Source organism: Bradyrhizobium sp. WSM4872, assembly GCF_055811715.1.
The window spans coordinates 294,826-308,369 of the sequence record NZ_JBVVPT010000007.1 but is presented as its reverse complement, the minus strand read 5'-3'; the positions used below and the strand labels follow the sequence as shown (position 1 = coordinate 308,369).

The window sequence follows — 13,544 nt, the reverse complement described above, 5'->3', positions numbered from 1 at the left end:
AATCCCAAGATGCCGCTCTGAGTCAATCCGCCGCACCAGATATGTGCATGCCCTAGGGCGAAGGCCGGGACCCATACTCCCAAAAAGTGGTTGCGACGCGAAGCTGGTAACCACGAGTCTTCGCAAAACTCCGCCCGGTGGCTATGGGCCTTCGCCGGGACGACACTGTGGGCGTTGATGCGCTGGCCGCACTGACTACGATCAGGCCACCGCCCTCGGCTTCCCCTCGTTCTTCCCCTCGGCCAGGTTCCGCACCACCACGTAGAAGATCGGCGTGAACAACAGCCCGAACAGGGTGACGCCGATCATGCCGAAGAACACGGCGACGCCGACGGCTTGCCGCATCTCCGAGCCCGAGCCGGACGAGATCACCAGCGGCAGCACGCCGAGGATGAAGGCGAAGGACGTCATCAGGATCGGCCGCAGGCGCAACCGGCAGGCGTCGATCACGGCCTCCAGCCGCGGCTTGCCTTCTTTCTCGATGTCGCGGGCGAATTCCACGATCAGGATCGCGTTCTTCGCCGCCAATCCCACCAGCACGACAAAGCCGATCTGGGTGAGGATGTTGACGTCCTGCCCCATGATGCGCACGCCGATGGTGGCGGCCAACAGGCACATCGGCACGATCAGGATCACCGCGAACGGCAAGGTCCAGCTGCCATATTGCGCGGCGAGCACGAGATAGACGAACAGCACGCAGATCGGGAACACCAGCAGTCCCGCATTGCCGCCGGTGATCTGCTGGTAGGACAGATCGGTCCATTCGAAGCTGAAGCCGCTCGGCAGGGTGTCGTCCGCGAGCTTCTTGATCGCCTTGAGCGCGGTGGTCGAGCTGGTGCCCGGCGCCGGCTCGCCCTGCAGCTCGGATGCCGCGTAGAGATTGTAGCGAGCGACGCGGTCGGGTCCGGAAACGTCCTTAAAGTCGACCACGCTGCCGAGCATCACCATGTCCCCGGAGGCGTTGCGCGTGCGCAGCCGCGCGAGATCGCTCGGCTCTTTCCGGAACGGGAAGTCGGCCTGTGCGGTGACGTGGTAGGTGCGGCCGAACAGGTTGAAGTCGTTGACATAGGTCGATCCGAAATAGGTCTGGATCGTGTCGTTGATGTTGGCGATGGGCACGCCAAGCTTCTGCGCCTTGGTGCGGTCGATATCGACGAAGAGCTGCGGCGTATTGGCCGAGAATGGCGAGAACACCGTGGGAGCGAGCAGCGAGGGCGATTTACGCGCCGCGGCGACAAGCTCGTCGGTGGCCGCGGCGAGCAGCTCCGGCCCGCGGCCCTGGCGGTCCTGGATGCGGATGGCGAAGCCGCCGCCGGTGCCGATGCCGGGCACGGCCGGAGGCGGAATCACAATGATGAACGCGCCCTGGATTGCAGCGAGCCGCTTGCGCAGCTCGGCCGTGATGGCGTTCGCAGTCAGCCCCTTCTTGATCCGCACCTCGGGCTCGTCGAAAACAGGGAACAGCGCCGCAGCATTGCCGGCTTGCGTGCGCGTTGCGCCGGAAAAGCCCGCGAAAGCGGCAACGCGGACGATACCCGGTGTATCCAGCGAGATCCGTTCGATCTCGCGCACGACCTCGGTGGTGCGCGCCAGCGACGCCGCGCCCGGCAATTGCACGGAGATGATGACGTAACCGCGGTCCTGCGCCGGAATGAAGCCTTGCGACGTGGTCCCGATCAGCCAGCCGGCGCTGCCGATCAGCACGACGTAGATCAGGATCATCACCGCCGAATGCCGGATCACGAAATTGGCGAGGCCGGCGTAGCCATGCGCGAGACGATCGAACACGCGGTTAAACACGCCCGTGAAAGCGTTCCAGCCACGTGCAACAAGATTCCAGCGCGCCGGCGGCCGTTTCTCCTCATGGGGGACAAGGAGAAGCGAGGCCAGCGCCGGCGACAGCGTCAACGAGCAGAAGCAGGAGATTGCGGTCGCAACCGCAATGGTGACGGCGAATTGCTGGAAGAACTGACCGGAAATTCCGCCCAGGAACGCGGTCGGGACGAACACCGCGCAGAGCACCAGCGCGATCGACACCAGTGCGCCGCCGACCTCCTCCATGGTCTTCAGCGCGGCATCGCGCCGGCTCATGCCGTGCTCGAGATGCCGCTCGACATTCTCGACCACCACGATGGCGTCGTCGACAACGATGCCGACGGCGAGAACGAGGCCGAACAGCGTGAGATTGTTGATGGAGAAGCCGAGCGCTGCCATCACCGCGAAGGTGCCGACCAGCGAAACCGGGATCGCGATGATCGGAATGATCGCGGGCCGCCATCCTTGCAGGAACACCAGCACCACGATGACCACGAGCAACATGGCTTCGTAGATGGTCTTGATCAGTTCGTGGACGGACTGCGCGATGAACTCGGTCGGGTTGTAGCCGATATTGAAGTCGAGGCCTTTCGGAAAGGTCTCCTTCAGCTTCGTCATCGTGTCCGAAATGTGCTTCGCGGTTGCGAGCGCGTTCGATCCAGGCCGCTGCGTCACCAGCATCGCGACCGCCGATTTGCGCAGCAGGAAGCTGTTGGTGGAGTACGCGAGAGCACCGAGCTCGATGCGGGCGACGTCGCGCAGGCGCACCGTGCGGCCGTCGGAGCCGGCCTTGATCAGGATGTCCTCGAACTGCTTCTGGTCTTTCAAACGCCCGGTGAAGGTGAGGTTCGGCTGGAAGGCGCGGTCGGCGATCGGCGGTTCGGCGATCTGGCCACCCGCGATCTGCACGTTCTGCGCACGGATCGCGGCGAGCACCTCAGTCGCGGTCAGGCCGAGATTGGCGATCCGGTCGGGATCGAGCCACAACCGCATCGAATAGTCGCGTGCGCCGAAGATCTGGATGTCGCCGACGCCGTCGATCCGCAGCAGCTGATCGCGGACCTGGAGCAGCGCGTAATTCGAGATGTAGAGCTGGTCGAACGTGTCGTCGGGCGACAGCATGAACACGACCATCAGGATGTCGGGCGAGTTCTTGCGCGTGGTGACGCCGTTGCGTTGAACCTCTTCAGGCAAACGCGGCTGCGCGATCGCAACGCGGTTCTGCACCAGCACCTGGGCCTTGTCGAGATCGGTGCCGAGCTTGAAAGTGACGGTGATGGTGAGCTGGCCGTTCGAGGTCGCCTGGCTGTAGAGATACAGCATGTCCTCGACGCCGTTGATCTCCTGCTCGATGGGAGCTGCAACCGTGTCGGACACGGTCTGGGCGGAGGCGCCGGGATACTGCGTGGTCACGACGACCGTCGGCGGCACTACTTGCGGATATTCGGAGACCGGCAACGTGGTATAGGCCAGCGCGCCGACGATCAGCAGCACGATCGACAGCACCATCGCCAGGATGGGCTGGTTGATGGAGAGACGGCCAAGATTCATGATTTGCCACCGGCGGGCGCTGGTGCCGTCTGCGGTGCCACCTTGGCACCGACGCGGGCGCGCTGGATGCCGTTGACGATGACGCGGTCGTCCGCCTTCAATCCCTCCCGGATCACGCGCAGGCCCTCGTCGAGCGGCCCGAGCGTCACGGGACGTGCCTCGACGGTGTCGTCCGGCTTGACCACGAACACGATCTTGCGCGACTGGTCGGTCGCGACCGCGACGTCGGGGATCAGCAGCGCCTCATAGGGCGCGCTGCCGATCAGCCGGATACGGCCGAACTGACCGGGCAGGATCGAGAGATCGGCGTTCTTGACCACGGCGCGGCTGCGTAGCGTGCCGGTGGAGACGTCGAGACGGTTGTCGAGGAAGTTGATGGTGCCCTCATGCGACGGCTTGCTCTCGCCGGCTAGCGTCACCTGCACCGGGTTCGCCGTGTCGCGCGAGCTCGGGCGCTTACCTTCGAACCACAGCTTGCTGTACTTGATGAAGGTCGCCTCATCCATGTCGAAATAGACGTAGATCGGATCGAGCGCGACGATCGAGGTGAGCAGCGTCGAGGAGCCGGTATCGCTACCTTGCACCAGATTGCCGGGGCTGACGAGATGACGGCTGACACGGCCCGTGAGCGGCGCGGTCACATGGGTGAATTCGATGTTGAGCCGCGCGGCCTTCAGCGCGCCTGCGGCCTGCGTCTCCGCGGCGTGCGCGGCCTGCAAGGCCTGGCGCCGCTGGTCGACGGCCTGCTCGGAGACCGCGCTGGTCTGGACCAGGCTCAGGCCACGGTCGAGCTCGCGCTTGGCAAGCTCCACCTTGGCGCGCGCATCGGACAATTGGCCGTCCGCCTGCTCGGCCACCGCCTCGAACGGGCGCGGGTCGATGACGTAGAGCAGATCGCCCTGATGCACGATGGCGCCGTCCTGGAATTCGACGGAGTTGACGAAGCCGCCGACACGCGGGCGGACCTGCACCTCCTCGACGGCCTCGAAGCGGCCGGTGAACTCGTCCCAATCGGTGACGGTGCGCTTGACCGGCTGGGCGACGGTCACCGGCGCCGGCGGGGGAGCGCTCGCTTGCGAGGCCGGCTGGCCGCAACCGGTGAGCACGAACGCCGCGGCGAGAAGGCCGACGATGGCGTAAGGCCGAGGCGAAACGAAATCGTGCGTTTTGACAAATTGCTCGCTTCCGTCCGGTCCAGTCATCCCAGGTCCTCGCATAAAAACCGCGGTAATAGCAGGGTACGCCTGCACCCGCGGGCGTCACAAGATGGGTGGCAATGATGAACTCTTCAAGACCACCGCACGCGCAATGCTCGGAGGAATGCCCTGGCCGGATGACGGGTTGACAGGGAGAGAAGCGACGCTCCTTCGCCTCTCCCCGCTTGCGGGGAGAGGCCGAAGCGCGAAGCGCGGCGGGTGAGGGGGGACTCTCCGCGAGTCAAACTATCGGCTCCCTCGCGGAGAGCCCCCCTCACCCCAACCCTCTCCCCGCAAGCGGGGAGAGGGAGCAGATAGAGCTCAGCGTCTTCGCGCATGACGAATGCCGCCAGCGCGGTTAGACTACCCCCAGAAGAACAAGACGAATTGTCCGGGGAGGACAGGCGTGCACCAGGGACGTGTCGTTTACGGCGCGATCGAGGAAGTCGTGTTCGGCCACCCCGCGGCCGAGGCCGTGGTCGCCCAGATGGACCGGCTGGGGACGCGCCGCGCCTTCCTGATGGTGTCGGGCACGCTCAACCGGCAGACCGACGAAATCGCGAAGATCAAACAGGCCCTGGGCACAAATTGCGCGGGCGTGTTCGATGCGATGCCGGCGCACACCCCGCGGGAGGCGGTGATCGCCGCGACCAATGCGGCGCGCGAAGCGGGCGCCGACCTGATCGTCACCGTGGGCGGCGGCTCGATCACCGACGGCGCCAAGGCGGTGCAGCTCTGCCTCGCCAACGGCATCGACGATGTCGACGGCATCGAGCGTATCCGCGTGCACAAGGGCGTCGCGCCGGAGATGACGGCGCCGACCGTGCGTCAGATCAGCGTCCCGACCACGATCGCCGGCGGCGAGTTCAGCTCGATCGCAGGTGTCACCGAGCGCACCGCCCATGTGAAACAGATGCTGCGGCATCCGCTCAGCGTTCCCCGCGCGACCATCCTCGATCCCGCCATCACGGTGCACACGCCGGAATGGCTGTTCCTGTCGACCGGCATCCGCGCCATCGATCATTGCGTCGAGGCGATCTGCTCGCGCGAGACGCACCCCTATGCCGACGCGCAGTCGGTCAAAGGCCTCGCGATGCTCGCCGACGCGCTGCCGCGGGTGAAGGCTGACCCTGCTGACCTCGACGCGCGAATGGATGCGCAGATCGGCACCTGGCTGTCGATGGGCGCGCTCGCCGCCGGCGTGCCGATGGGGGCAAGCCACGGCATCGGCTACGTGCTGGGCGCGGCCTTCGATGTGCCGCATGGCTACACCTCCTGCGTCATGCTGCCGGCGGTGATGCGCTGGAATGCGCGCGACAATGCCGAGCGCCAGATGATCGTCGCGGCCGCGATGGGCTTTCCCGGCCACGCCGCGGCCGATGTGCTCGATGCCTTCATCCGCTCGCTCGGCATGCCGCGCAGCCTCGCCGATGTACGCGTCTCGCCGGAGCATTTCGACGCGATAGCGGACGCTGCGATGCGCACGAACTGGATTCCGCGCAACCCGCGCAAGATCGACGGCCCCGCGCAGTTGCGCGAAATCCTGCTTCTTGCCGCATGATCCAAAAGCCGGAGGACTGATGTATCCAGGTCAGCATGCCCGCCTGCGCCCGCTCCAGCCCGCCTTCATCATGGCGGTAACAGGCGAGGCCGTCACCTATCGCGAGCTCGATGCGCGCAGCAATCGGCTGGCGCACCTGTTCCGCAAGCACGGCTTGAAGCGGCTCGACCACTATTCGATCTTCATGGAGAACAATTCCCGCTACCTCGAAGCCTGCGGCGCGGGCGAGCGCTCCGGCCTCTACTACACCTGCATCAACTCGTTCCTGACGCCGGGCGAGCTCGCTTATCTCCTGGTCAACAGCCAGTCGAAAATCCTGATCACATCGCTCGCGAAGCTCGATATCGCCCGCGAGGCGATCAAGGTCTGCCCCGACATCAGGCTGTGCATCGTCGCGGATGGTCCCGGCGAGAGCGAGCGCATCGTCGGCCTCACGGAGGTGACCGCCGAGCTGCCGAAGACGCCGATCCCGGATGAATGGCTCGGCACCGCCATGCTGTATTCATCGGGCACGACGGGACGGCCGAAGGGCATTATCCGCCCGCTGCCGGAGGAGCCGCCGAAGCACAACCTGCCGCTGTTCGAGTTCCTCACAAAGCTCTGGCAGTACCGGGAGGGCATGATCTATCTCTCGCCGGCGCCGCTCTATCATTCCGCGCCGCAGGCCGCGGTCAATTTGACGATCCGGATGGGCGGCACCGCGATCATCATGGAAAATTTCGATCCCGAGCGTTACCTCCAGCTCGTCGAGCGGTGGGGTATCACCCACACCCAGCTCGTACCGACGATGTTCTCGCGCATGCTCAAGCTGCCGGAGGAGGTGCGCACGCGCTACGACCTGTCGTCGCTCGAGATCGCGATCCATGCCGCCGCGCCCTGCCCGGCGCTGGTCAAGGACGACATGATCAAATGGTGGGGACCGATCATCCACGAATACTACGGCGCGACCGAAGGCCTTGGCTTCACCGCCTGCAACAGCGCGGAATGGCTGGCCCATCGCGGCACCGTCGGCAAGGTGCTACTCGGCGACCTCCATATTCTCGACGAAAACATGAAGCCATGCCCGACCGGCACGCCGGGACAGGTCTGGTTCAAGACGGCCACGCCATTCGAATATTTCAACGACCCGGAGAAGACCAAGGAAGCGCGCTCGGCCGACGGCAGCATGAGCACGGTCGGCGACGTCGGCTATGTCGACGAGGACCGCTTCCTCTATTTAACGGACCGCGCGACCTTCATGATCATCTCCGGCGGCGTGAACATCTATCCGCAGGAATGCGAGAATTTGTTGATCACCCATCCGAAGGTCGCTGACGCCGCGGTATTCGGCGTGCCCAATCCCGATCTCGGCGAAGAGGTGAAGGCGGTGGTGCAGCCGATGCCCGGCGTCGTGCCGGGCGAGGCACTCGCGGAAGAGCTGATCGCGTTCTGCGGAGCATCGCTGTCGCGGCAAAAGGTGCCGCGGTCGGTCGATTTCGAAAAGGAGTTGCCGCGGCTGCCGACGGGGAAGCTGTACAAGCGGCTGCTGCGGGACCGGTATTGGGGGAACAAGGCGTCAAGGATCGTGTGAGGGGCCACTGTCGTCCTGGCGAACGCCAGGACCCATACCGCGTGATTCCGCAACTGAAGAAGGTAGCAATGCCGAGCGACCAGTCTTCGCCAAACACCTCCCTGGGGTCATGGGTCCTGGCGTTCGCCAGGACGACGCGGGAGCGACGTCTCTCAATTTGTGAGGGAAAACCCCTGCGGCCTTGCGTCATCCGAATTGCCGAGAGAGGAGCAGACCTTGCCGGTTGCCTGACCGCGCGCGCGTCGCTATCGTCCCCTCAAACAGGCCGCAAAGGCCCAAAAGACAACAAGATGTCCAGGGAGGACGAGGATGCGGAGCGTACGAGCGCTCGCCGCGACGGCGGCGCTATCTTTGCTGGCGTTTTCGACCATTGCACTCGCCGGCGAGCCCAAGCAGGGCGGTATTTTGCGGATGTATCACCGCGACAGTCCCGGCAATGCCTCGATCCACGAAGGCGCGACCTACTCGCTCAATGTTCCCTTCATGCCGGTGTTCAACAACCTCGTCATCTACAAGCAGGACGTGGCGCAGAACAGCATGGACACCATCGTGCCAGAGCTCGCCGAGAGCTGGGCCTGGGTCAACGACAACAAGACACTGACCTTCAAATTGCGCCAGGGCGTGAAGTGGCACGACGGCAAGCCGTTCACCTCGGCGGACGTCAAATGCACCTTCGACATGCTGATGGGCAAGTCGCAGCAGAAGTTCCGGCAGAACCCGCGCAAGAGCTGGTACGAACAGGTCAACGACGTCTCCACCAACGGCGATCTCGAGGTCTCCTTCAATCTGAAGCGGCCGCAGCCTTCGCTAATTGCACTGCTGGCCTCGGGCTACACGCCGGTCTATCCCTGCCACGTCTCACCCGGCGACATGCGCACGCACCCGATCGGCACTGGCCCGTTCAAGTTCGTCGAGTTCAAAGCCAATGAATCGATCAAGCTGACTCGCAATCCCGATTATTGGCGCAAGGGGCGGCCCTATCTCGACGGCATCGAGTTCACCATCATCCCGAACCGCTCGACCGCCATTCTCGCCTTCGTCGCCGGCAAGTTCGACATGGCCTTCCCGACCGAAGTGAGCATCCCGCTTCTCAAGGACGTCAAATCGCAGGCGCCGAACGCGGTCTGCGTGGTCGAACCCAACAATGTCGCGACCAACATCATCGTCAATTCGTCTGCGCCGCCGTTCGACAATATCGACATCCGCCGCGCCATGGCGCTGTCGCTCGATCGCAAAGCCTTCATCTCGATCATGTTCGAAGGCCAGGGCGACATCGGCGGCACCATGCTGCCGCCGCCGAACGGGCTGTGGGGCATGCCGAAGGAGATGCTCGAGAGCATTCCGGGCTACGGACCCGACATCAACGCCAACCGCGAGCAAGCAAAAAAACTGATGCAGAACGCCGGTTATGGGCCGGACAAGCATCTCGCCGTCAAGGTCTCGACCCGCAATATTCCGGTCTACCGCGATCCCGCGGTGATCCTGATCGACCAGCTCAAGAGCATCTATATCGACGGCGAGCTCGACGTGGTCGAGACCGCGAACTGGTTCCCGAAGATCGCGCGCAAGGATTACATGCTCGGGCTCAATTTGACCGGCAATGCGGTCGACGATCCCGACCAGTCGTTTTACGAGAACTATTCCTGTGGCTCCGAGCGCAACTACACCAATTACTGCAACAAGGAGATCGAAAAGCTGTTCGACGTGCAGTCCCAGGAGACCGACGTCAACAAGCGCAAGAAGCTGGTGTGGGACATCGACAAGAAGTTGCAGGAGGACGTCGCCCGCCCGATCATCTTCCACGCACGGACCGGCAGCTGCTGGCAGCCTTACGTCAAGGGCGTGACGGTGATGTCGAACAGCTCGTATAATGGATATCGTTACGAGGATGTCTGGATGGACAAGTAGCGCGGGCGGCTGACGGGTTCGACGGGAGGCGATGCATGTTTGCCTATCTGGTGCGGCGCCTGTTTCTGATGCTCGTGACCCTGTTCGGGATCTCGGTCGTCATCTTCTTCCTGCTGCGTATCGTTCCCGGCAACATCGTCGATATCCTGTTTGCCGCGGCCGGCTATGTCGATCCCGCCGACAAGGCCAATCTGGAAAAAGAGCTCGGCATCGACCAGCCGCTGGTGGTGCAATATTGGCACTGGATCAGCGGTTTTCTGCGCGGCGATTTCGGCTACTCCTACGTCTCCGAGAAACCGGCGCTTCAGGAGATCCTGCCACGGATCCCGATTACCGCACGGCTCGCCGGGCTGGCGTTGTTGTTCTCGGCGTCCATCGGCATTCCGCTGGGCGTCATCAGCGCGGTGAAGCAGGGAACGAGGCTCGATTACGCGTTGCGTGTGGTGAGCCTGAGCGGATTGTCGCTGCCGTCGTTCTGGCTCGGCCTGCTCATCCTCACCGCATCGGTGGCGATGTTCAACCAGATGCCGATCTTCAATCCCAATCCGGATACCTGGCTGGAGGCCTTCGCAACCTATGCCGTGCCCGCCGCCGCCGTCGGCTTCCGCAGCGCGGCGCTGACCATGCGCATCACCCGATCCTCGATGCTGGAGGTGCTGCGGCAGGACTATATCCGCACCGCGCGTGCCAAGGGCGCATCGGATGCCGCCGTGAACTATCAGCATGCGCTGAAGAATGCGATTTTGCCCGTCATCACCGTGATCGGTATCGAGGCGGCGTTCCTGATCGGCGGCCTCATCGTCACCGAGACCGTGTTCAACATCCCCGGCGTCGCACGCTTCCTGGTCGAGGCGATTCGCTGGCGCGATTATCCGATCGTGCAGAACCTGGTGATGCTGATTGCCATCGTCGTGGTGAGCGCGAATTTCATCGTGGACATGCTGTACGCGGTGTTCGACCCGCGTATCAGGTACACGGATTAGGAGAACCTGTTGGCCGCAATCGACTATGACGTTGAACTGAGGCGTGCCGGGGCGCACGCGACCGTCGGCTGGCGGCGCGTGCTGTTTTTGGCGCAGCGGCATGTGCTGGGCGCGGCCGGACTCGTCATCATGACCCTGTTCGTGTTCACCGCGATCTTCGCCGACTTCATCGCGCGCTACGATCCGCTGACGATCGACGCCGCCCGGGCACTGGCGCGCCCAAGCCTGGCCCACTGGATGGGCACGGATTCCTTCGGCCGCGATGTCTTCAGCCGCATCATTCATGGCGCGCGGATCTCGCTCGCGGTCGGGATCGGCTCGACCGCGCTCGGCGGCTCGATCGGAGTGATCGTGGGCCTCACCTCCGGCTATCTTTCCGGCTGGGTCGATCTCGTATTCCAGCGTGTGTCCGATGTCCTGCAGGCGCTGCCGCTGCTGGTGTTGGCCCTGATCATGACCGCGGCGCTTGGGCCGTCCTTGCCGAACGTCATCATCGCGATCGCCATTCCGCTGATCCCGACTGTCTCGCGCGTCATCCGCGCCAACACGCTGGCGTTGCGCGAGCTGCCATTCATCGAGGCCGCCAAGTCGATCGGCATGAGCGAGGTACGCATCGCGCTCCGTCACGTGCTGCCGAACACGCTGGCGCCGCTGATCGTGCTTGCGACTGCCCAGCTCGGCTCGACCATTCTCACGGAAGCCTCGCTCTCCTTCCTCGGTCTCGGCATTCCCGAGCCGTACCCGTCGTGGGGCCGCATGCTCTCCGAATCCGCCGCCGAGTATGTCCGCACGGCGCCCTGGCTGGTGATCTTCCCCGGCATCGCCATCAGCCTCGCGGTGTTCGGCGCCAACCTGTTCGGCGACGCCTTGCGCGACATCCTCGATCCCCGGCAGCGCGGCTGATGGCTGACAAATCCGATCTCGTGCTCGAGGTGAAGAACCTGAAGACGGTGTTCTTCACCAACTCCGGTCTGTTCAAGGCCGTCGAGGATGTGTCCTTCACGGTGAAGCGCGGCGAGACGCTGGCGATCGTCGGCGAATCCGGCTGCGGCAAGAGCGTCACTGCGCTTTCGCTGATGCGGCTGGTGCCGGATCCGCCCGGCCGCATCGTCGGCGGCTCCGTCACGCTTGAAGGCACTGATCTGCTGACGCTGGACGAGACTGAGATGCGTGCCGTCAGAGGCAACCGTATCTCGATGATCTTCCAGGAGCCGATGACGTCGCTCAATCCGGTGATGCGGATCGGCGACCAGATCGTCGAGGCCGTGCGGCTGCACCGGAACATCTCGAGCAAAGAGGCTCGGGACATCGCGATCGAGATGCTGCGCCTGGTGCGCATCCCCGAACCGGCTCGGCGCGCGCGGGAATATCCGCATCAACTGTCCGGCGGTATGCGCCAGCGCGCCATGATCGCCATGGCGCTGGCGTGCCGGCCGGCGCTGCTGATCGCGGACGAGCCCACGACTGCGCTCGATGTCACCATCCAGGCGCAAATCCTGGCGCTGATCCTGGACCTTCAGAAGGAGCTCGGTACCGGGCTCGTGCTGATCACGCATGATCTCGGTGTCGTCGCGCAGACAGCGCAGCGCGTCATCGTGATGTATGCGGGACGGAAGGTCGAAGAAGCGAGCGTCGAGGCGCTGTTCGCCGCGCCGAAACATCCCTATACGCGCGGATTGATGGCGTCGATCCCGGCGGTGCCGGCGCCCGGCATCGCCGCGCCGGCACGGCTGAACGAAATTCCGGGCACAGTGCCGTCGCTGGTGCGGCTGCCGAAGGGTTGCGCGTTTGCGCCGCGCTGCAAGCTCGCGATCAAGCGCTGTGAGGCCGAATATCCGCCGCTCATCGATTGGGGCGGCGGCCATCTCGCCGCCTGCTGGCGCGCCGCTGAAGTCGCGGAGGTGGCATGACCGAGGCGCTGCTCGAAGTCACTGACCTCAAGAAGCACTATCCGGTGCGCGCGGGCGTGTTGCGCCGGCAAATTGGCACAGTGCATGCAGTCGACGGCGTCTCGTTCTCGGTTGGGGTCGGCGAGACGCTGGGCCTCGTCGGCGAATCCGGTTGCGGCAAGTCCACGGTGGCGCGTAGCGTGCTGCGGCTGGTCGAGCCGACCTCCGGCCAGATCCGCCTCGAAGGCGAGGACATCACGCATCTCTCCAAGTACGCGCTGCGTCCGCATCGCCGCTCGATGCAGATCGTGTTCCAGGATCCGTTCGCCTCGCTCAACCCGCGCATGACTGCCGGAGACATCGTGGGCGAGCCGCTGTTCGTGCACGGGCTCGCGACCGGCAAAGCGCTGGAGGCGCGTACCGCAAACCTGTTCGAGCAGGTCGGCTTGCGGCCGGACCAGATGCGGGATTTTCCGCACCAATTCTCCGGCGGCCAGCGCCAGCGCATCTGCATCGCCCGCGCGCTGGCGCTGGGGCCGCGGCTGATCGTCTGCGACGAGCCGGTCTCCGCGCTCGACGTCTCGATCCAGGCGCAGGTGATCAACCTCCTGATCGACCTGCAACGCGAGCACGGCTTCTCCTACCTCTTCATCGCGCATGACCTCGCGGTGGTCGCCCATATCAGTCACCGCGTGGCCGTGATGTATCTCGGTCGCATCGTCGAGATTGCCGCCAAGGACGAGCTGTTTGCAAATCCGCGCCATCCCTACACGCAGGCCTTGCTCGCCTCGGTGCCGGTCGCGAACCCGCTCGCCAAGAAGCTCGTGCCGCTGGTCGACGGCGACGTGCCAAGCCCGGTCGATCCGCCGCCGGGCTGCGCGTTTCACACCCGCTGCCGGTTTGCGATGGAGCGATGCAGGACGGAACGGCCGGCGTTGGTGGACGCGGGCGACGGGCACCAGGTCGCGTGTTTGCTCAATGACGGGACGGGGCGGAGCCAATAGCTGCGCTGTCGTCCCGGCGAAGGCCGGGACCCATAGCCACAGGATCGGGTTTGGCGAAGACTCGGAG

The 13,544-nt window shown here is 64.4% G+C and carries 9 protein-coding genes; 7 read left to right on the top strand and 2 right to left on the bottom strand.

Annotated features, from left to right (window positions below):
* Positions 1–201 precede the first annotated feature (201 nt).
* Together AC0L3C_RS13285 and AC0L3C_RS13280 are read right to left on the bottom strand one after the other, a co-directional pair.
* Positions 202–3,366, bottom strand: a complete 3,165-nt coding sequence (locus AC0L3C_RS13285; RefSeq protein WP_473408184.1) for an efflux RND transporter permease subunit — start codon at positions 3,364–3,366, stop codon at positions 202–204.
* A complete protein-coding gene (locus AC0L3C_RS13280) occupies positions 3,363–4,568 on the bottom strand; it encodes an efflux RND transporter periplasmic adaptor subunit (RefSeq protein WP_473265968.1) in 1,206 nt (401 codons plus the stop codon). Before AC0L3C_RS13280 ends, AC0L3C_RS13285 begins: the two co-directional genes overlap by 4 nt.
* Before the next feature lie 400 nt (positions 4,569–4,968).
* Between AC0L3C_RS13280 and AC0L3C_RS13275 the strand changes: the two genes are divergently transcribed.
* From AC0L3C_RS13275 to AC0L3C_RS13245, 7 genes are all read left to right on the top strand, one after another.
* Positions 4,969–6,123: an iron-containing alcohol dehydrogenase gene (locus tag AC0L3C_RS13275; RefSeq protein WP_473278375.1), complete on the top strand. Its 1,155-nt coding sequence runs from the start codon at positions 4,969–4,971 to the stop codon at positions 6,121–6,123.
* A gap of 19 nt (positions 6,124–6,142) precedes the next feature.
* Complete coding sequence (locus AC0L3C_RS13270; RefSeq protein ID WP_473265966.1) at positions 6,143–7,693, top strand: AMP-binding protein; 1,551 nt, start codon at positions 6,143–6,145, stop codon at positions 7,691–7,693.
* A 309-nt stretch (positions 7,694–8,002) separates the two neighbouring features.
* A complete protein-coding gene (locus AC0L3C_RS13265; protein WP_473408183.1) occupies positions 8,003–9,601 on the top strand; it encodes an ABC transporter substrate-binding protein in 1,599 nt (532 codons plus the stop codon).
* 35 nt (positions 9,602–9,636) lie between these two features.
* Positions 9,637–10,584 (top strand): ABC transporter permease, encoded by a 948-nt coding sequence (locus AC0L3C_RS13260; RefSeq protein ID WP_473408182.1) that lies wholly within the window; start codon positions 9,637–9,639, stop codon positions 10,582–10,584.
* A 9-nt stretch (positions 10,585–10,593) separates the two neighbouring features.
* Positions 10,594–11,487, top strand: a complete 894-nt coding sequence (locus AC0L3C_RS13255) for an ABC transporter permease (RefSeq protein ID WP_018455966.1) — start codon at positions 10,594–10,596, stop codon at positions 11,485–11,487.
* Entirely contained in the window at positions 11,487–12,494 is a 1,008-nt protein-coding gene (locus AC0L3C_RS13250) for an ABC transporter ATP-binding protein (RefSeq protein ID WP_473408181.1), read from the top strand. Before AC0L3C_RS13255 ends, AC0L3C_RS13250 begins: the two co-directional genes overlap by 1 nt.
* Positions 12,491–13,477, top strand: a complete 987-nt coding sequence (locus tag AC0L3C_RS13245; protein ID WP_473408180.1) for an ABC transporter ATP-binding protein — start codon at positions 12,491–12,493, stop codon at positions 13,475–13,477. Before AC0L3C_RS13250 ends, AC0L3C_RS13245 begins: the two co-directional genes overlap by 4 nt.
* The last annotated feature ends 67 nt before the right edge of the window (positions 13,478–13,544 follow it).